Raw genomic sequence first — 19,949 nt, 5'->3', positions numbered from 1 at the left:
GCCTTGGAACTTCAAACACTGACAAGTCGCCCCGTGGGTTCATGGGGCGGATACGTTTAGTATCCGTAATATAATTATGGCCTTCAATACACCAATCAAATAATCTAATATGAAACTTCTAAAAGTAATAATTACCATTGTTGTATACAACATTGCGTCTTGGGTTTTCGATAAAACTAAAAAAGAGGAATGGATGAGCTTTGTGTATCCAAATGCCAATAATTTAACTATTGACAGATTCGGTGGAACATTCAGTTTGCTTTCTGCATGTCGTGCAGCATCGCTAGATATACTAGAAGACCTAAATGCAACTAACTATGGTGACTATGAATGCGCACTTAATTGCGATACTTCGGGCGGCAAACCATACATTTGTGATGAGACCTCAAGGTAAGTTGCGTACAATTTGTATACAAACTGTTTAAAAACGATTCGCAACACTTGGCACTTTCTAGCTCAAAAGTGCCCCATTCAAAGTTACGCGGAGAAGACTTCTCAGTCCACTAAAGTGTTATTTGACTTACTTCTTCTAATGTCGCTAATGTGTCTAAAGGGGTGAGAGAACATCAATTATCTACAAGTAGCAATAAACTAAGAATTAGAAGGTAGAAATGTCAGTTGCAAATACCAGAAAGAAAATTGAGAAATTCCTACTATCTGAAATACCAGAAGTACTGGTCATAAAAGGAGATTGGGGGGTAGGCAAAACATTTACTTGGAAAAAATTCTTTCAGGAAATCAGGAAATCAGGAAATCAGGGAAGAAAATCATATTGCACTAGAGCATTACTCATATGTGTCTCTATTTGGTATTGAGTCTCTACATGAACTTAAGCGAAGTATAGCACTCAGTAAAGTTAACACAAAAATAGCCTTGAGTAGCAACGTTGAAGAAGAGCAAAACCTTAAGCACTACCTGAATAAAATTGGCAACACCGTAAAGCAGCCAATAATGAAACTGTTAGATAGTGGCAAAGATGTTGAGTTATTCGGTGTTGCTGGTTTAGGAGGCATGGTTGACTCTATCCTTTATGCGACACTTTCAAAAACAATAGTGTGTTTTGACGATTTAGAGCGTCATAGTGATTCACTGTCTGTAAGAGATATTCTCGGAATGGCTTCTTACTTGAAAGAAGAAAAAAGGTGCAAAATTGTCATACTGTTAAATGAGGATGGGGATAAAGCAAGGCTCGAAGAGTACTTCAAATATCACGAGAAAGTTGTAGATACCCAAATCGCCTTTGAGCCAACTGCGACAGAGTGCTTTGACTTGGCAATTGGTGAACAAGAAAAATATGACCTAATCCGAAAGTGTTGCGTTAGTTTACAGATAAAGAACATTAGAGTACTGAAGAAAATTGAACGACATACACAAGAGCTACTTAAACACCTATCCTCTTATGACGAGATGATAGTACAACAAGCTATCTATTCGTTAGTTGCAATTAGTTGGTGCTATTACTGCCACAGTTCAGAGCCCGAAAAGATACCATCATTCGAGTTCATAACTACCAAAAAAAGATTTTTTGGATTATCTGATGATAAAGAGGACAAGGTAAAAAAGCTCTGGTCACAAAAACTAAATCAGTATGGCTACCAGCACACAGATGAGCTGGATCTGCTAATAGCTGAATGCATCGAACAAGGGTATGTAGACGAAGAAAAATTGAAGTTACTATGTTCGTCAAAGCAAGAAGAAATTAACAACCAAAGCAAAAATAAAGGATTAGAAGAAGCTTGGAATCTGTTTCATGGCTCTTTTGCTGAAAATACACAAGAGGTTGTTGAAGCAATGAAGCGAGGGCTGGAAGCTTCTGTTCACCACACAAGCTCATCACAATATGGTCAGGGAGTAAAACTAATACGTGATTTAGGTGATGAGCAACTTGCAGACGAAATGATTGCCAATTACATAGATTGTCACAAAGAAAACTATGAAAGATTTAATCTTTCAGATGCATATCGCAACCCTTTTGGAGTAGATGACCAAGGGTTTGCTGACAAGCTTAAAGAGGCTTTCGAACAATACAACAAAGACCCTGAGCCAATCGAGATTTTAGAGAAAAGAAGAGGCCAGAACTCATATAATTCCTCTGAAGCAGAGGTATTAGGTAAAATTCCTAAAGAAGAGCTAAAAGAAATGATTAAAAGCTTTACGGGCGAAGACCTCACTGATTATGTCCGAGTAATTATCATGATGGGGGCAACAAATGAAGCTCTGCAAACCAACATCAATGAAGTTTTTCAGGAAATTCGTGACGAAAGCGATATTAACAGGGCTAGGTTGGCTAAATTTGGAATCAAGAATAGTAAATAATCCATTAGCTAAGAAGTGGAACGACAAAGTCCCTTGGTGTTCACATTAGTGAGGTGGATTAGTCAGGACTCAATCTGCCAGAGCCAAAACAAGGTTGTAACCAGATCTGACAGATTGCTCTATCACGCCTTTGCCCCAAATTCGCTAGACTGAATACTCAACAAAATCTAGGTGAGTGTGTTTCCCCTACCAGACCTAATCCGATTTCAAGGAGGCTAGGCGCTCAGTTGCGGTCAACTAAAAGAGATGGGGCCACTTTAATTGAAAACTTAAATCTCTGGTTTAGTGATAACTGTTAGTGAAATGGAACCACGCGTGACGGAAACATAAAATTCTTTGGCTGACATGTCTCGTACGTTGGTTACTATACAGTGATCGTACTCTAGCCCCTTTAAAAGTAGCATCGTTGCGATCTGAACATGGTTATTTGAACTATTAAGTGTCTATTTATTTGGTGGTAATTCCCAACCTTCCGCAAAGAATCTTGTATTCCATCGTCAAAAATTTCAATTATAGGCATTTCCTATGATTGCTTAAGTTAGTTATTAGCCAAATAGTTTAAAAGGTTAGTATGTGCAGAAACTACCCATAGAACACAGAAGTATTCAGGGTAAATTGAAAAAGCACTAAACCCTTCTATAGTAAATTCGGTCACCACAAAACATTACATAATAAAGGAACGTGAGTCTATGCTAGGAAGTGAGATCGAAATACTTACCCACAAAGAAGAATTAATATACTTACCAGAAGACGAAATAGTTGAATATCCAGCCCGCTATTATACGGAAGTAGGCTCTTTTGATTTCCACCGCAGGGGGACCGGAGATTGTCCTACAGTACAAATTAGAAATAATATAAAAATTGAACTTACAATCTATGACAAAGATAAAGGAAAAGTTAATGTTTCTATATTTACTTATGACAGTACTGGAAACGTAGCTGATACCTCTTTCACTCAAATTTCATCTGATGTTGTTTTGCGTCCAGGTAAGCCTATAGTCGTATCATCACCGTCTAGTCGAGACTATTTTAAATTTCATCATGTAGTAGTTAGGAATGGTCGTGCATTTATGAAAATCGCTGTGGTCGATTTTTGGACAATAAGAGTCAATGGAGCAGTTTGTCACAGGGGGCATAACACTTTCTCTAACCATCAGGTCCAGTTAGGAAAAATAGCTTTACGAACCATCGATGATAATACCTTACCTACGTTAGAGTAATGTGGTTACTAGGTGTAGTGGCTAAGTGAGATTGGCCATTAGATTGGATGGTTTGCAATACCTGAAATTATCCGTGAGATGCTAATTTAGGAAACCCACTTACAAGGTTCTGTCCAGAAATGTGCTTTAGATAAGTGGATAATTACGAATACTGAATCTTAGTATCAATCCACAAAAAGGTTATCAACTGGTGACTTTTCAACAAAAAAGAGCCGCTTTTTAGCGGCTCTTTCTGTTTGAGTTTTAGCTATCGCTCAGTAGAGCGTTAACTTTCAATTTTTCTACTTCGCATAATTCGAAGGAAACAGTGCTCGTTTCGCTTCTTCATCACGTTCGGTTTTAAATTCAACATCTTTACCGGTTTCGCGGGCGCGCAGGGCGGCAGGGCGAGTGTTGATTGCGTTAAACCAACGCTTCAAGTTCGGGTAAGGTTCTAAGCCTTCTTCACCAAGCACGAAAGGTGCTTTATCAATCCAACCCCATGCCGCGACATCGACAATGGTGTACTCATTTCCGACGAAAAACTCACGACCTTCCATGTGCTTTTCTAACACTTCGTAATGACGCTGTGCTTCACGTAGGTAACGGTTCACAGCGTAGTCTAGGCCTGCTGGCGCAGCATGACGGAAGTGTACCGATTGACCTGAATAAGGGCCAAGGCCGCTCGCGATAAACATCATCCAAGATAATAGCTCGGCTCTGTCTTCCGGTTGCCCACCTAGTTTGCCCGTCTTCTCTGATAGGTAAAGAAGGATAGCGTTTGAATCAAATACGCGTTGTCCTTCGTCTTCGATCGCAGGTGTTTTACCGTTCGGATTAATCAAGCGATATTCCGGCGTGTGTTGCTCGCCTTTTAAGGTATCGACTGGAACGAGTTCAAAATCTAGGCCTGTCTCTTCTAGAAACAGAGCGATCTTCATTGGGTTGGGTGTTTGGTGAAAATAGAACTTAAGCATGGGGTAACTCCTTGTATTGGTAATTCATTAAAGCATCACTTGAACGATCGTTCAATAATTGATTTTAAATTATTTGGAAAGCTGTCGAATCGTATTCCAAGTCTATGTGCTTAAAACTTCGTTATCAGGGGGGGATGATTAACATCGAACAATTCAGTGTATTGGATTTTAAGTTGTTGAAAAAAATGAGCTTAAAGTTGCTGTTTGGGCGTGTTGTTTTCTGCGGAGTTCGGGTTTGTGATTGGTGGTTTTCGGTGGAATAGGGCGTATGTAGTCCTCAGTTAGATATTCCAAAATTACCCGTAAATTCCCCTTTAAACCAAAATTATCTCGATACATAGGCTTATTGGTAAGTTCAAAATCGTGATCTGTTGCCACATCTTATGCAACAAATGAATATTAACCTTGGAGAGTAAGGTTTGGTTCACGGTTTTTTAATCTTGGGGGCTTACATTGGGGAGCAAATCTGATGTGAACACTTAACGACACAGGATCTTTCCATGAAAAAGAACATTATCGCCCTCGCTCTTGGTGGCATGCTCGCTTTTGGCGCAACACCTTATTCTTTTGCTGCTAACGATGGCGCAGTACAAGCTTCTGCCGATTACGCGCAGTTGGTGACTAAGCGACAAGTTGTCGACCAATTACTTCTTGATGCGTTGCAGGCGTTTAAGTCTCCGGCAAGAATTTCTCACGCGGGCTTTACGGCTAAAATGCCAAGCAATATGGAAATTGTGACTAACCGATTGTTAGAAGCTTACCAGTTAGAACCTTACCGTACTGACTTGTTGATCTCGGCTGCGAACGCTCAGATCTACAACAAGAATGCAGAGCGCGCTATTGAGTTGTTTGAACAAGCACTGACGGTTGCGCCAGACGATGTTGACCTTCACGCTTACCTTGCGGTTTGGCAGCGATTTGAAGGCAATGAAAGTGAATCCAATAAGCACATGGAGAAACTGGAAAGCTTGAATAAAGGCAAAGCAGAAGACATCAAGCGTATTTTTGCTACGGTTGGCCGTGTGTTAGAAACACCGTTGAAAGAGTCTGCGGATAAGGGACTGTTGAGCGACCACGGTGCAATCGTCACTTTGGGTTACGCGCTTAACCCTGATGGTTCTATGCATGAAATCTTGATTGAACGTCTTGAAACGACATTAGCAATGTCGAAAGCTAACCCAGACGCGATGATCGTGTTAACCGGCGGCGTGCCTAAGAACCATAAGACAGAAGGCAAGTTAATGGCGGATTGGCTTATCTCAAAAGGGGTAAGCAAAGACCGCATCATTGAAGAGAACTACGCGACCAGCACGGTAGGAAATGCCTTATTCAGTAGCTATGCGCTTGCTCGTCATGATATTAAACATGCGACGATTATTAGCTCGGCAAGTCATGTTCGTCGTGGTCAAACTCTGTTTGAGATCGCTAGCTGGCAAACGGGCCCTCAGGGCATTACCTTCGATACGGTTTCTTACCCAGACAAACCGCTAGAAGATCTTAAGAAAGCGAGCAGTGGTGAGCTATTAGGCATCTACCGTGACGCTCTCAGAACTTATGGCATGTGGAGCTACCGCTCTTACCCGTTAGAGTCTCGCTAAGCCCAAGCATTATTTGCGTTTGGGAAAAGTGCGGTTCGCGTTAAACCAAAGCTTCACTTGTTAGTACAATCGAGCACAGCTAGATGGTATGCTGTGCTCCTACTTAATTTAGTGTTTCAAAGGCAAAAAAATGAACCCGATTTTAGCAATGTTGAAAGAGAACAATATTAGCGACGAGCAGATCAGCGAGATATTCAAGACGTTGACCGAGAACCCTCTTGCAGCAATGGCGACAATCAGCCAACTTGGTTTACCACAAGATAAGCTTCAAATGCTGATGGGTCAGGTAATGCAAAACCCTGCGCTAATCAAAGAAGCAGTTGAAGAGCTTGGCCTAGATTTTTCTAAGGTTGAAGCCGCTAAAGAGCAACTTCAAAAATAAGTGAGTTTGAATGAGCTAATATCGAATTAGCTTAATCCACATTCAATAAAAAGGTCGTTTAAGTTCAGCAACAGGCTGTCTTAACGGCCTTTTTTGATCTTGGTGGCGATTTTTGACTTTGATTTGAGTGCTTTCAATCATCCTTTCCGACCCTATACATACCGACCATTTCAACACAATTGACAGCAACCTTGCCAAATATGTGCGACTACTGACAATTTACTTACTAGACTTAATTAACCTATGTGCGACCTGATATGTGCACCTTGATGAACAGAGTTTTTGGATGAAGACAGCCCTAAATAATAGGGCTAACTGATTTGGGCCATAAGCGCGGTTTGTCCATGAGTCACATTAAGGAAAAGAATAAGAGGGCAACAAACTAAGCCCTTTATTGAGCAGTGATTTATAGGACATGAGTTATGAAGTATTTAAAGGAAACCGCTTTAGCGAGCCTTGTGCTGGCTGGGCTTGTTGGTTGTGGCGGTGATTCAGGTTCATCAAGCAGCACGACACCCATTACCTTGAGCGTGAGTGATGCGCCCATTGATGATGTTAAAGACGTCACCGTGACATTCAGTAAGGTCGCTTTACTTCCTCAAGGGGGAGGTTCGCCACTGATTTATGATGTGTATAAAACGGACGAAAACGGCGATTACGTTGATGAAAATGGCGATCCATTGCCAGATGGTGAGGATCCGATTCCATTAAGTGTGAATTTGCTGGATTACCAAGGCAGCGATGCGCTTCCTTTGATTGAAAATGAGGTCATTCCGGTAGGCAGCTATAAGTTGTGTGTGTTTGCGAATGATGGCGATCATCCAACAGATCCATCATATGTCGTAGATGATAATAATGTGGAACAAAAGTTAACGGTGAAAGGTAATGGCGCGTGCCCGCAAGGTGTGGGTAAAGAAGATAACACTGGCGTGCTTTACTTTAATGATTCATTTAATGTGAACCAACAAAGTAACGATTTTGTTGTCGAGTTCGATCTTCGACGTGGCCTAAAGAACAGTTCAACCTATCCTGATTACACTATTCAAAGAACGTCTGTAAGCCTTATCAATACAGTTGAGACGGGAAACATTGAAGGCACTGTTGCGAAGCAAACCTTTGATGCTTGTAGGCTCACAACCGATAATACCTTTATTCAGGCGGTCTACTTGTATGAAGGCAACATCGACAAAGATGACATGACACCGATTGGTGGTAGTGAGGAAGTAAAACCTGTCACTTCAGCTTCCGTTGTGCTTGGTGAAGACCAAACTAATTTTGAATTCTCACTGGGCTTTATTGATCCAGGTACTTATTCATTAGGTTATATCTGTACTGCGCAGCATGACAGTGATGAAGACAATGCAGCGCCACTAGCCGCTGGGTTCGCAATATACGAAGCTGAAAATGGTGTGCAAGTCACTGTTGGTCAAGACAGCCAAGTGTCATTCTAAGCTTTATGTGAATGACGCTTTTTAATCAAAACGGCCTCTTATTTGGAGGCCGTTTTTTATCATGTCACCTAGCTAGCATGAATTTGATGTGCATTGAGTGTGACTCTAGGGAAGTGATAATGTAACGTTGTATCTCTTACTTTAACCTAGCGAAATGTACTCTGGCGTTGCTCATGAAATCTAGTTTAAGCATTCGATCTTACACCAAGCAATTTAATACCCATGCTCATGATGACCATCATCAATTGGTATTGCCGATCCAAGGCAGTATCAATATCGAGATGGTGGGGTATGTCGGCAAAGTGGCCGTGGGCGAATGTGTCGTAATTCCGGTAACCACAGCGCACGCGTTTAAAGCGGATGAAGCCGCGCGGTTTATTGTCGCGGATATGGCAGAGTTACCGCAGCACTTGTTGGAGCATGAGCTCTCGGTTTTCACGATAACGCCACCCTTAATGAGCTTCTTGCTGTTTGTTGAGAAGCAGTTGGAGTATCAGGTCGATAGTGGTATTGAATCATCAGTTTTGGATGTGTTTTCACTGCTGTTAGAGCAACAACAAGTGAGCAAGAGCATCGACCCTCGAATCCGGGCGGTACAAAGGCTGATCGCGGATAACTACACCCAGCCGTTATCCATTTCACAACTTGCAGAAACGGCCTGTTTGAGTCCTACTCAATTCAAAAAACGCTTCAAAGAATGTCTGGGTATCAGTGCGCTTAAATACATCACTCGCTATCGTATGGAGAAAGCTCAAGCCTTGTTAACCCACACCGATTTACCGGTTCAATTGATTGCTGAAAATGTGGGTTATAGTGACTTGTCTGCATTCAGTCGACGCTTCTCTCAGCACTTTGGCATGTCTCCAAGGGCGTTTTTGGGCTCGATGAAAGAGAGTCTTCCAAAACAAGAATAGCGTCCTTTTGGCAAACTCAACTTAGTATATGTTCACTATTATCTATTTCAGAAATGAAAATAGACTAGGTAATAGAAATGAATCTTGCCATCAATCGCGTTAACGAATTCCAAACGGGCACTTTAGCCATCGTGTTTGCTTCTGTTTTATGGGGCACGACAGGCACCGCCGCAAGCTTTGCGCCTGATCTCAGCCCATTAGCGATTGGTGCTTTTTCAATGGGCGTCGGCGGCTTAATGCAAGCAGTCTTGGCGTATCGAAAGATCTTATCTTCACTTGATAAGCTTTTGCTCAACAAAAAGTTGTTAGCGGCGAGTGCGCTGGCTTTGGCGATCTATCCTCTGGCTTTTTACTCTTCGATGAAGTTATCGGGTGTCGCAATGGGCACAGTGGTGTCGATAGCTACTGCTCCTTTCTTTTCTGCACTTTTAGAGTGTCTTATTAGCAAAAAGAATAATATCAACAAACGTTGGTTAACGAGCTTTGCCATTGGCGTGGTTGGTATTGGGCTACTGGTATTTTCAGAATCATCATCAGCGAATGATTCTGGTGACGATCTGAAGCTTTTGGGCATTGGATTAGGGTTGGTTGCTGGGTTGTGTTACGCCATTTATTCATGGGCGACAAAAGCTCTGATAGACGAAGGCATTAAGTCGCAAGCAGCGATGGGCAGCATATTTGGGCTAGGAGCGATGTTGCTACTGCCAACGCTTTGGTTTACGGGGGATAACTTGTTCGCATCGAATACCAATATATTGGTGGTGAGTTACTTGGTGTTACTTCCTCAATGTTTAGGCTATATCGCTTTCAGTTTTGGGCTACGCCATGTCACAGCGAGTAGCGCCAACTTGATTACCTTACTTGAGCCAGTCGTTGCCGCCGTGTTGGCCGTGTGTATTGTCGGTGAGCTGATTCCGTTTACAGGCTGGCTAGGTATGTTTCTGATTGTGTTGTGCTTGTTGATACAGTCGAAGCCATCTAAAGGAACGTTATAAGTATTTGTTTTGTTGGACCTAATTGAAATTTTTTCATGTGTAATTCTTATAATTGAATAAAATGAGTATCTCAGTTGCGAGAGTGCTGTTACTATCGTTATCAATAGTCGGGGGGCATATACCTTAGTTGGTGTTTGCTGAGATCGTTATTCGAGACCCGTTGAACCTGATTCAGTTAACACTGGCGTAGGGAACTATGATTACTTTGCCTACGTGGTTCAACAATGATCTCTCATTGCTTTCACCTCCACACTCTCTTTGCGGCCAAAGTTCGGTTCTCTTACGTCTTTTAGACAGTAGGAGCGACCATGACACAGCATTCCAATTCTCAAGTATCACCTAACAGCACTCAAACACCAGAAAACCAATCTTCTTCGATCAATACTCCGATTGTTTTGACCATTGCGGGTTCTGACAGTGGTGGTGGCGCGGGCATTCAAGCTGATATTAAAGCCATGTCTGCAACGGGTAGCTTCGCTTGTTCGGTAATTACCGCGATTACATCTCAGAACACCCAAGGCGTGTCCGCTATATTTCCAATCCCACTAGAGCATGTCGCTAGTCAGTTAGATGCAGTGTTTACCGATTTGAATATCGTGGCGGTAAAAGTCGGCATGTTGGCGGATTCGCAAATCATCAAAGTCGTCGCGGACAAAATCAAACAATACCGACCTAAACACCTAGTGATTGACCCTGTAATGGTCGCGACAAGTGGTGACCTTCTCTTAGAAAACTCTGCTATTACGACGCTAAAGCAAGAACTGATTCCGCTGGCAGACATCATTACCCCTAACTTGCCAGAAGGCGCGGCGTTAACAGGCAAAGCTGTCCCTGAAAGCGAAGCCGAAATGCAGGGCATGATTGAAGACTTACGCGCACTAGGTGCTAAAGCTGTCCTGCTAAAAGGCGGTCACTTAGAGAAGGATGAGAACAGTAACGACCTACTGATTCTGCCAACCGCATCCGCTCTGATTAGCGCTAAACGTTTTCCTACCAAAAACACTCATGGCACGGGTTGTACGCTTTCATCTGCTATTGCTTCTTTCTTAGCGCAAGGCAACACGCTGTCAGAGGCTGTTGAGCTAGGCAAACAATACATTTCGCGCGCGATTGCTCATGCTGATGAGTTGCAAGTCGGCCAAGGTCATGGGCCCGTAAATCACTTCTTCGCTGGGCACGGGAATGTCCGTTAATACGGTGGGTGTTCAGCTCAGCAATGCCTCTTTACGTTATAACGACAGTGAGCACGCAACCTTATCGGGATTGTCGCTTAGCTTAAACGCAGGTAAGTGGACGGTATTGCTAGGTCGAAGTGGCTGCGGGAAAACCACGGTATTGCGTTATCTGGCAGGCTTGTTGGACGACAAGGTGGAGTGGCAGGGAACATTGACAACCTCTGATGAATTGCCTTTAACGGATCGCATCGCTTACATGGCGCAGCAGGATTTGTTACTGCCATGGCTGTCGGTTATCGACAATGTATGTCTGAGTCATTGTTTTCAAAATTCAGCTTCTGACAAAGCACTGCAAACCAATCAAGCACTCGAGTTGCTCGCTGCGGTTGGTTTGGCTGATTATGCGAATGCGATGCCGGATCAGTTGTCTGGTGGTATGCGTCAACGTGTCGCTTTGGCTCGCACCTTAATGCAAGACAAGCCAGTGGTGCTGATGGATGAACCGTTCTCTGCGCTGGATGCGGTAACAAGACACAAACTACAGAGCTTAGCGTGTGAGCTGTTAAGAGATAAAACCGTTGTGTTGATCACCCATGATCCACAAGAAGCGGTGCGCTTGGCGGATAATTTGTATGTGTTGCAAGGCACACCTGCGAATGCCCAGTCATTGTCTGTGCCTAACACCCTCACACCAAGAGTGTTAGATGGTGAATGCGCTGAGTTACAACAAGCGATCTTAGATCAGTTGGAGCGTGATTATGAATGATCTAACGCGAAGCGAAACTGTGGCTCATTCAACTAATGCACAGACTACCACTACACGCCCTCGTCAGATTAATCCTGTTGTTCGTTTGCTTATCAGCAGTGCTGTGATTTTGGGCTTATGGCAGCTGGTGGTGGTTGTCTTCGAGATGCCGAGCTTCATTCTGCCAGCGCCTGCAGAAGTCTTTATTAAACTATTCGAACGCTACGATGTATTGCTCAAGCACACTTGGGTGACTGCGCAAGAGATCTTACTTGGCTTGCTACTTGGTTTGTCGATGGGGCTATTTTTCGCCCTGCAGATGTTGATGTTCGAACCACTAAAACGCTGGCTGTTACCTATCTTAATCGCTAGCCAAGCAATCCCTGTGTTTGCTATTGCTCCAGTATTGATGTTGTGGCTTGGCTATGGCATCGCCTCAAAAGTGGTGATGGCGGCGATCATTATCTTCTTCCCTGTAACTACCTGTTGCTACGACGGCCTGCGAAATACTCCGACGGGCTATCTTGATCTTGCTAAGACCATGGGTGCATCGAAATGGCAATTGTTGCGTTATATCCAACTGCCTGCTGCGCTGCCAACACTGGCGTCTGGCATTCGCGTTGCGGTGGTAATTGCACCAATTGGCGCGGTCGTTGGGGAGTGGGTTGGTTCGAGTGAAGGGCTGGGTTATCTAATGCTACAGGCCAACGCGCGCATGATCATTGATGAGATGTTTGCGGCCTTGTTTATCTTGGCGGTGCTGTCTATCTCGCTCTACTTCGTTACAGATAAATTACTCAAAAAAGCTATCCCTTGGGAGAACCAATGATGGCTTGCTCAATAACACTTGTTTAATAAGGCTTCGTTTAATAAAGCCTGTTTAATAAAGCTTCGCTCAACATAAGAATAATATTCAAAAGGAAAGGTTAACCGTGAAAAATACAAAATTGATAGGTGCAGTGGCACTGCTTGCTTCATTGGTTTCAGGTCATGCTCTAGCGGACTCTGAACAAAAGAAACTGACATTGATGTTGGATTGGTTTGTGAACCCGAACCACGGTCCAATCGTGATTGCTCAAGAGCGTGGCTACTTCGCTGACCAAGGCTTAGACATTGAAATTCAAGAACCAGCAGACCCAAGCACGCCAGCAAAATTGGTTGCGGCAGGTAAGGTCGATTTAGCGGTAACTTACCAACCAAGTTTAACCATGGATGTAGCAGCAGGTTTACCTCTCGTTCGTGCATCAACCCTTATCGCGACACCACTGAACACGCTAATGGTGCTGGATAATGGCAAGAACGATTCACTAGCGGATCTTAAAGGTAAAAAAATCGGTATTGCGATTGCTGGCAACGAAGAAGCGACTATCGGTACTATGTTAGCGCAAGAAAACGTTGCTTTTACAGATGTGCAAACCATCAATGTTGGTTGGGCACTTTCATCTTCATTGGCATCTGGCAAGGTAGACGCAATCTGGGGTGGCTTACGTAACTTCGAAACTAACCAGTTAGCTCTTGAAGGCTTTAAAGCCAAAGCGTTTTTCCCAGAAGAGCACGGTGTGCCAGCTTACGATGAGCTTATCTTTGTTGCGAACGCAAAGCAGCACGATGATGAAGCGATCAAAGCGTTCAACAAAGCATTGGAACAAGCAACAACTTACATCGTGAACCACCCACAAGAGTCATGGAGCGAGTTTGTCGCGTATTCACCAGATACGTTGAACAATGAACTTAACCAACGCGCATGGAACGACACGCTGACTCGTTTTGCACTTCGTCCTTCTGCTGTAGACCTAAAGCGTTACGACGATTATGCACAGTTCATGTTCGACAAAGGCATTATCAAATCACTACCAAAAGCCGCTGACTACGTACCGACTTTTGACTAAGGAATCTCATGAAATACCAAGACTTAATCCAAGCCTGTCAACAAGATTGGCAAGACTACACTGAGCATGATTTTGTTAAAACGCTGGCAAACGGCACACTCGCTCAGCCGTGTTTTCTGCATTACTTGAAGCAAGATTTTCTGTTTTTAAAGCAGTATGCCCGCGCTTATGCATTGGCAATTTACAAGGCTAAAACCTTGGCTGATATGCGTCGTGCACTGCCAAGTGTTCATGCGTTGCTAGATTCTGAAATCTCTCACCATGTGACTTACTGTGGTCAGTGGGGTTTAACCGAATCGGATTTAGAAAACGAACCTGAAGATTTCGGCACTGTTGCCTACACGCGCTACGTTCTAGATGCGGGTATGACGGGTGATCTTGTCGACTTATATGCGGCACTGGCTCCGTGTTCAATCGGTTATGCCGTGATTGGTAAAGCGCTGTTAGAAAGCAGTGATACTGTTTTGGAAGGCAACCCATACGCAAGCTGGCTGCAACTGTATGGCAGTGAAGAGTTCCAGTCTGGCGTAGCAACGGGCGCGGAATACTTCAATCAGTTGCTTGCTGAAATTGATATCAACAGCGAACGCGGTCAGAACATCGTTCATATCTTCAAAACCGCAACGCGTATGGAAGTGGCTTTTTGGCAGCAAGGGCTGAACGCTCTTGATGATTCAACAGCGGCTTAAAAGCGACTTTCACGAATAAGGATTTACCCATGCTTACTGAACAAATTATTCAATCGCTACGCGCAGTACGAGAGCAAAAACCACTGGTTGTGAACATCACTAACTATGTAGTGATGAACAACACGGCCAACGCGTTATTGGCGATTGGCGCTTCGCCTATTATGGCGCACTCGCAACAAGAACTGGCAGAGATGATGTCTTTCTCTGGTGCTTTGGTGATTAACATCGGCACGCTCGACAGTGTTTGGACGCCAAGAATGTGTTTTGCTGCTGAGCAAGCGAACGCGAACAACAAGGTTGTGGTTCTTGACCCTGTGGGTTGTGGGGCAAGTACGTTGCGTACCGAGACTTCTCGTGAAATTGCACGCTTAGCCGATAAGTTGATCATTCGTGGTAACGCGTCTGAGATTATCGCGTTAGCGGGCGAACAAGCACAGAGCAAAGGTGTGGATGCGCTTGATAGCAGTGATGCTGCGTTAGGTGCTGCACAGTGCTTAGTGGCTGAATACGGTGCAAATGTGGTGATATCTGGTGAGACAGATTACGTTGTCACCAAAGACAGCGTGGTGACGTTAAACAACGGACACCAAATGATGCCGTATGTGACGGGTATGGGGTGTACTTTAACTGCATTGACGGGTGCTTTCGCGGCTGTTGGTGATGATAGTGGTTTAGCTGCAGCAGCGGTATTAGGCGTGGTTGGTGAAATTGCTGCTGAGAACTCTCGCGGCCCAGGTAGCTTGCAAATGAACTTGCTTGATGAGCTGTATCAGTTAGACGAAGAGACTCTGATTCAACGCTTGAAGATTCAGTAGGGCTAATCTAACTCTAAGCCACAAGTTAGAGTTAGATTAACTTAAAAAAGCCCCCGACACTTATGTGTAGGGGGCTTTTTATTATTGGTTTGGAACTGTGTCAGCTGTGTATAGACTGGCTGGCTAGGTTCTAAATCGGTTCACTTGGCTCTCTAGGTGATGAGCAACCTCGGTTAAGTCGCTCGCTGCACCTGAAATGCTGCTTACCGACTCTTGGTTGCTTTGAGCAATAGTGTTTGCACCTTGCGCGTTTTCACCCAGTGATTTGGTAAGACGATCCTGCTCATCAACCGACACCGCGATTTGGCTGTTGGCTTGGTTCAGATCTTGGATGTGTTGATTAATCACATGTAAGTTCTGAGAAGCTTGCTGCGCCTGCGTTGAAGCATCTGAAACCGTGCTGTGGCTCTCTTTAATTGACTCTAACGCATCTTTAGCACCACGTTGTAGTGAGGTGATGAGCTCATCAATCTGGCTAGCAGAGTCTTGGGTGCGTTTAGCGAGCGTTCTTACTTCATCGGCTACGACGGCAAATCCACGACCTTGTTCGCCTGCTCGAGCGGCTTCAATTGCGGCATTCAGCGCGAGAAGGTTGGTCTGCTCAGATACGCCTTTGATTACTTCCAGTATTGCGCCAATGTTCATCGACTCTTTGTGCAGGTCGGTCACTTTCTGGCTGCTGACCTGCATGCTTTCATCGGCGCTGCCAATTTCGTGCAGTGTCTTGTCTACTTCCTTGAGACCCATCGCGACATTCTCGGTCGCTTGGTTCGCGACTTGAGAGGCGTGGTTGGCACTTGAAGCTATCTCTGATGTGCTTGAAGCCAGTTGATCAACGGCAGAAGAGATATTTATCATCTCGCTATTCAATTGTGTTGCGTTGGTCGAGCTGTTATTGGTCACTTGATTGAGTGACTCCGACATCTCACCAATACGCACGCTAGAACGGTTCACTTGGCCAACAATATCGCGCAGAGATTCAATGGTGATCTCCATATTAGTCAGCAGTTCGCCAATCTCATTTTTGCTCTCAATGTTCACTTCCACATTCAGGTTGCCCTGAGAAAGCTCGTTGGTGATCTGTTTAACTTGTGCGATGCCTTTAGTAATAGAGCGAGTCACCAACACGGCGCTCGTCATGCCAATAACTAAAGCCACACCCGTCAGCAATATGATGATTTGAATCGAGCGCTTTTCGCTGGCTTGCAGTTCTGGTGTTAATGCTTGTTTCTGTTGTTCTAGAATGCTCTGAGCATCAGCTACAGCGATAGCCAAGCTGTCACCAATAGAGGCGAGGGTAGCGGTTCTTTGAGTGTTCTCCAGCATCTGTTGGTGAACTTGTTCAAAGCCTTTCGCGTACGCTTCCCGTTGGTTAGAGAAATCTTCAATCAATTCACTTTGATAAGGAGATGATTTAAGAGATTCAATATCGCCTTCTATACCTGGCAGAGCATATTCAAAAATGTCTTTACCAGCTTCATAGGTTTTGAGGTCGTTGTTGTTTGAGTAACTCAGCACTGTGATCTTGGCTGCGAGGAAGTTCTCCATCAACATGCCTGCGTATAAGCTCGCGTTTGGATCATTGTTATTGTAAGACTCATACAATAAGCTCTGAGCCGCTTTCAGTGCGTTGGTTTCTCGTGTGACCATCTCCACGTTCACTAACTGGTCAATGAGCAGTTGGCTCTGTTTCATTGATCCATAAGCCGCATCAAAAGCTGCAACGCTGTCTTGCACTAATTGCAGGCTCGACAAGCTATCAGTATTGGTGGTGGTTTGGATTAAGTTGTTCAGCAGTTCATCAATCGCAAGTTTGCTCGATTGATAATTCGCTTCGTATTGATCATCCAATGGCTCTAAGTAACGTTCAGAAGCTAAACGCATCTGAAGAAAGTGCACTTGAATGTTGCCTGACAATGTCGCCTTGTGGCTGAGGTCACTGTACTGGCTAAAGCCGTTCGACAAGGTTTGAATACCTTTGTAACTCACAAGGCCTGAAATGACGAAAAAGAGCAAGCAGATGGCATAACCCAGCTTGATCTTGAGCGCTATAGAAAGGTGGCGCATAACTATCCCTATATTTACCTGATTCCTTCACAGGGGAGTATTTCATAAAACAGCATTCTGGGCATGCTAAAGCGAATAGTTTGTGTAATAAGTAACGCTTTTGTTAGAAAAATCGGGTTTTTCGACATGCTTTCAACGAGTTGCGTATTTGAATTCAACCGCCTAACTTAAGGAATTAAGTGCTAACTTCCATGCATAGGATGTGATTTGTCGGTAAAATGGCAGAAAACCAATTTTAGAAATCGACTTCAAAGGTACGCGATGAACCCTTATAAGCTCTATTTAGTAACGGATGACCAACAAGATTTAGAAACGCTTAAGTTCGTGGTTGAACAAGCGGTTGCGGGTGGCGTTACTATGGTCCAAGTAAGAGAAAAACATGGGGACGTAAGAGCCTTCATTGAACGAGCACAAGCGGTTAAGTCGATTTTAGCTGGCTCCGGTGTTCCGCTGATCATCAATGACCGAGTGGACGTAGCATTGGCTGTCGACGCCGATGGTTTGCATCTGGGTCAATCGGATATGCCTGCAGAGTTAGCACGTAAGCTGATTGGTTCAGACAAGATTCTTGGGTTATCAATTGAAACTGAACAGCAGCTACAACAAGCAGATAGTTTGCCGATCGATTACATTGGTCTCAGTGCGATTTTTGCCACACCGACTAAGACGAATCTAAAGAAACATTGGGGTTATGAAGGCATTCAAATGGCTTTGAAAACAACGAAATTGCCGATTGTTGGTATCGGTGGAATCAACGAATCGAACATTCCGCAGTTGGTTAACACAGGTATTCATGGATTAGCCTTGGTATCAGCGATATGTCACGCAGAAGACCCGAAACAAGCGACCCAAGATTTGTTGTTTTTGATGGGAGAGTGAGTTTGTGGTGGCTAGAAAACAAATGAGACTCGTCATTTGTTTTCTAGTTAGAGCGCATTAAAGCGCTCGATGCAGTAGCCAGTAAAATTTGTGGTCTAACTTACTGAATACACAGAGCAACCGTGCCGATGACCATAAGAACGATCGCAGCGTACCAACCGTATTGTGCTGTTTTATCAGCAACAAACACCTTAATGTAGTTGATCTCTTCATGCGCCATTGCGATGAAGTCCGTGTAGTTAATCGATAACTCACGGCTAGCTTCTTTCAGGTCTTGTTGAAGCTTGTTGAAAGACTCATCGATGAAGCCCTTTGTTTCCGAAGCAGACGGAGTAGCAGTTAACGCAAGGCTATTCCAAACCGCCATACGCGATTCATATTCGCTTTCACTGACACAATTAAGTACGCGTAAATCATACTCTCGTTTGTTACGCTCTTTAACCATTTTCTCAGGGCAAATATTTCTTAAAACGTTCACGACAAATTTTCCAAAAGGTTCATTTAGATATAAAAAAGCACTCAAAGAGCGCTCATAAACTGGGTGCGAATTAATATTCAAAAAGTGATCTATTTGAAACCGATATAAGCAACGGCAAGGCTGAGCGCTTATCTGGGAGATTTGAAGTTGGGTCAGTGGTGTTAAAGAACGATTTGGGTCTGTCTATATTCGTTTGAAAAGACAAACCCGTTGGGATCGCATACTAGTTATGTCACTTTGGGATATCAACTAGGGTGTTTTATCCACACGACAAAGAAAATTATCGGCACGAAAAGCGGAAATGAGGTAGTGCTGGAGAAAACACCACCGTTATTGACTTAGGATTCAGTTGCTGAAATAGGCTGAACTCAAGAATTGGGGGAGGCTAGTTGGCTTGCCATTGATTGTTCTCTAATGAGTGGCCTTTTAGTTTTTCAAGTAAACTTGTTAACACTGGCCCATTGATGTGGCTGCGAGACACCAAACAACCCACTGGAGTAATCCAACCACCATGCTCGTGTGAGACAGGTAACGCCACAAGTACGCCTTTTTGAATGCCTTCCATCACCATCATTTCAGGCACATTTGCCCAGCCAACGTTCTGTTCAACGAGATCGATGATCGTTTTGTGGTTGTTGGCATACCAAAGCATCGAGCTAATACCGTAGGTGAACCACAGTTCGCGCTGCTTTGAACTGCGATGCACACATTGGCGGTAACGCTTTAGATCTGAGTTTTGTACTACCGACATTTGGCTGAGTTCGTGAGTGGCGGAGCTAACTGTAAGAAAGCGGGCTTGGCCCAGTAAGAAGAAGTCCATATCCACTTTAAGTTCACCATCCGCATAGATGATGCCAATCTGCGCTTTGCCGCGTCTTACGAGGTCTTCCACATCGAAGGTTGAGGCCGTAATAATATCGAAGTGCGTGATTGGGAACTGATCGGCCAGTGAGCTGATTATCTTAATGAAATTCTTATCTATGATGCTTTCATCAACCGCAATGATCAGTTCGTGCTCATCTTCTTGTGTGAGCGATTCTACTTTTTGGTCGAAGTACTTTTGTTGGTCGAGAATCGACTTAGCGACAGGTAATAACGCTTTACCTGTGTTGGTCAAAACGGGGATGTTTTTCTCTCGGTTAAATAGCTCTTGGTCGATGGCAATTTCTAGGTTGGCGATCGACTGGCTGACTCCAGACTGAGCGCGTTTCAGTTTGCGAGCGGCGGCAGAGAAAGAGCCACTTTCACACACAGTGACGAAGACTTTTAATTGCTCAAAACTGTACATGTTATCTCTCGCTCAATACCAAAGGGGGTAATCGCTCCTCATAGACAGGATCTTAAGAGCTAACTTGTTTATTTAGATAGAAAAAAGGCTTC

17 protein-coding genes, 1 pseudogene and 1 riboswitch are annotated in these 19,949 nt (G+C 44.0%); of the genes and pseudogenes, 14 read left to right on the top strand and 4 right to left on the bottom strand.

Going from position 1 to position 19,949, the window contains the following annotated elements:
- The first annotated feature begins 951 nt into the window (after window positions 1-951).
- Both ACED46_RS18970 and ACED46_RS18965 read left to right on the top strand, forming a co-directional pair.
- The gene (locus ACED46_RS18970) at window positions 952-2,316 is read left to right on the top strand and encodes a hypothetical protein (RefSeq protein WP_371722168.1); all 1,365 of its coding nucleotides are present in this window, start codon (window positions 952-954) and stop codon (window positions 2,314-2,316) included.
- Window positions 2,317-3,005: 689 nt separating this feature from the next.
- Window positions 3,006-3,536, top strand: a complete 531-nt coding sequence (locus ACED46_RS18965; protein WP_371722166.1) for a hypothetical protein — start codon at window positions 3,006-3,008, stop codon at window positions 3,534-3,536.
- 281 nt (window positions 3,537-3,817) lie between these two features.
- Here the strand turns inward: ACED46_RS18965 and ACED46_RS18960 are convergent, their stop codons facing one another.
- Window positions 3,818-4,492 carry a glutathione S-transferase family protein gene (locus ACED46_RS18960; protein ID WP_371722165.1) on the bottom strand — a complete coding sequence of 225 codons (675 nt, stop codon included), beginning with the start codon at window positions 4,490-4,492 and terminating at the stop codon, window positions 3,818-3,820.
- A 500-nt stretch (window positions 4,493-4,992) separates the two neighbouring features.
- Between ACED46_RS18960 and ACED46_RS18955 the strand changes: the two genes are divergently transcribed.
- From ACED46_RS18955 to thiM, 11 genes and pseudogenes are all read left to right on the top strand, one after another.
- Complete coding sequence (locus ACED46_RS18955; RefSeq protein WP_371722164.1) at window positions 4,993-6,090, top strand: ElyC/SanA/YdcF family protein; 1,098 nt, start codon at window positions 4,993-4,995, stop codon at window positions 6,088-6,090.
- 130 nt (window positions 6,091-6,220) lie between these two features.
- Window positions 6,221-6,472 carry a DUF2999 family protein gene (locus tag ACED46_RS18950; RefSeq protein WP_009844829.1) on the top strand — a complete coding sequence of 84 codons (252 nt, stop codon included), beginning with the start codon at window positions 6,221-6,223 and terminating at the stop codon, window positions 6,470-6,472.
- Window positions 6,473-6,894: 422 nt separating this feature from the next.
- Entirely contained in the window at window positions 6,895-7,923 is a 1,029-nt protein-coding gene (locus tag ACED46_RS18945) for a DUF4382 domain-containing protein (RefSeq protein ID WP_371722163.1), read from the top strand.
- A gap of 173 nt (window positions 7,924-8,096) precedes the next feature.
- Window positions 8,097-8,837: a helix-turn-helix domain-containing protein gene (locus ACED46_RS18940; RefSeq protein WP_371722162.1), complete on the top strand. Its 741-nt coding sequence runs from the start codon at window positions 8,097-8,099 to the stop codon at window positions 8,835-8,837.
- A gap of 77 nt (window positions 8,838-8,914) precedes the next feature.
- Entirely contained in the window at window positions 8,915-9,832 is a 918-nt protein-coding gene (locus tag ACED46_RS18935) for a DMT family transporter (RefSeq protein ID WP_371722161.1), read from the top strand.
- A gap of 98 nt (window positions 9,833-9,930) precedes the next feature.
- Window positions 9,931-10,042: riboswitch (TPP riboswitch) on the top strand.
- 98 nt (window positions 10,043-10,140) lie between these two features.
- Window positions 10,141-11,025 carry a bifunctional hydroxymethylpyrimidine kinase/phosphomethylpyrimidine kinase gene (thiD, locus tag ACED46_RS18930; RefSeq protein WP_371722160.1) on the top strand — a complete coding sequence of 295 codons (885 nt, stop codon included), beginning with the start codon at window positions 10,141-10,143 and terminating at the stop codon, window positions 11,023-11,025.
- Complete coding sequence (locus tag ACED46_RS18925) at window positions 11,015-11,773, top strand: ABC transporter ATP-binding protein (RefSeq protein WP_371722159.1); 759 nt, start codon at window positions 11,015-11,017, stop codon at window positions 11,771-11,773. The genes thiD and ACED46_RS18925 overlap by 11 nt, the downstream gene beginning before the upstream one ends.
- A 73-nt stretch (window positions 11,774-11,846) precedes the next feature.
- Window positions 11,847-12,581, top strand: a pseudogene (locus ACED46_RS18920) (ABC transporter permease); the annotation flags it as partial.
- A gap of 103 nt (window positions 12,582-12,684) precedes the next feature.
- On the top strand, window positions 12,685-13,641 hold the full coding sequence (locus tag ACED46_RS18915) for an ABC transporter substrate-binding protein (RefSeq protein ID WP_017068449.1): 957 nt from the start codon (window positions 12,685-12,687) through the stop codon (window positions 13,639-13,641).
- 8 nt (window positions 13,642-13,649) lie between these two features.
- A complete protein-coding gene (gene tenA / locus ACED46_RS18910; RefSeq protein WP_017061912.1) occupies window positions 13,650-14,330 on the top strand; it encodes a thiaminase II in 681 nt (226 codons plus the stop codon).
- A 29-nt stretch (window positions 14,331-14,359) separates the two neighbouring features.
- Window positions 14,360-15,145, top strand: coding sequence for a hydroxyethylthiazole kinase (thiM, locus tag ACED46_RS18905; RefSeq protein ID WP_371722158.1), 786 nt, complete (start codon window positions 14,360-14,362; stop codon window positions 15,143-15,145).
- 123 nt (window positions 15,146-15,268) lie between these two features.
- Here thiM and ACED46_RS18900 read toward each other — a convergent pair whose 3' ends face one another.
- Window positions 15,269-17,212: a methyl-accepting chemotaxis protein gene (locus ACED46_RS18900; protein WP_371722157.1), complete on the bottom strand. Its 1,944-nt coding sequence runs from the start codon at window positions 17,210-17,212 to the stop codon at window positions 15,269-15,271.
- A 261-nt stretch (window positions 17,213-17,473) separates the two neighbouring features.
- Between ACED46_RS18900 and thiE the strand changes: the two genes are divergently transcribed.
- Window positions 17,474-18,091 carry a thiamine phosphate synthase gene (thiE, locus tag ACED46_RS18895; RefSeq protein ID WP_171733114.1) on the top strand — a complete coding sequence of 206 codons (618 nt, stop codon included), beginning with the start codon at window positions 17,474-17,476 and terminating at the stop codon, window positions 18,089-18,091.
- 100 nt (window positions 18,092-18,191) lie between these two features.
- Here thiE and ACED46_RS18890 read toward each other — a convergent pair whose 3' ends face one another.
- Both ACED46_RS18890 and ACED46_RS18885 read right to left on the bottom strand, forming a co-directional pair.
- Entirely contained in the window at window positions 18,192-18,536 is a 345-nt protein-coding gene (locus tag ACED46_RS18890) for a thiamine-phosphate diphosphorylase (RefSeq protein ID WP_371722169.1), read from the bottom strand.
- Window positions 18,537-18,954: 418 nt separating this feature from the next.
- Window positions 18,955-19,857, bottom strand: a complete 903-nt coding sequence (locus ACED46_RS18885) for a LysR family transcriptional regulator (protein ID WP_371722156.1) — start codon at window positions 19,855-19,857, stop codon at window positions 18,955-18,957.
- Window positions 19,858-19,949 lie beyond the last annotated feature (92 nt).

It is taken from the genome of Vibrio sp. 1S139 (genome assembly GCF_041439475.1).
Lineage (GTDB): Bacteria > Pseudomonadota > Gammaproteobacteria > Enterobacterales > Vibrionaceae > Vibrio > Vibrio crassostreae_C.
The sequence above is the reverse complement of the archived record's forward strand: the minus strand, read 5'-3'. Positions and strand labels throughout refer to the sequence as shown.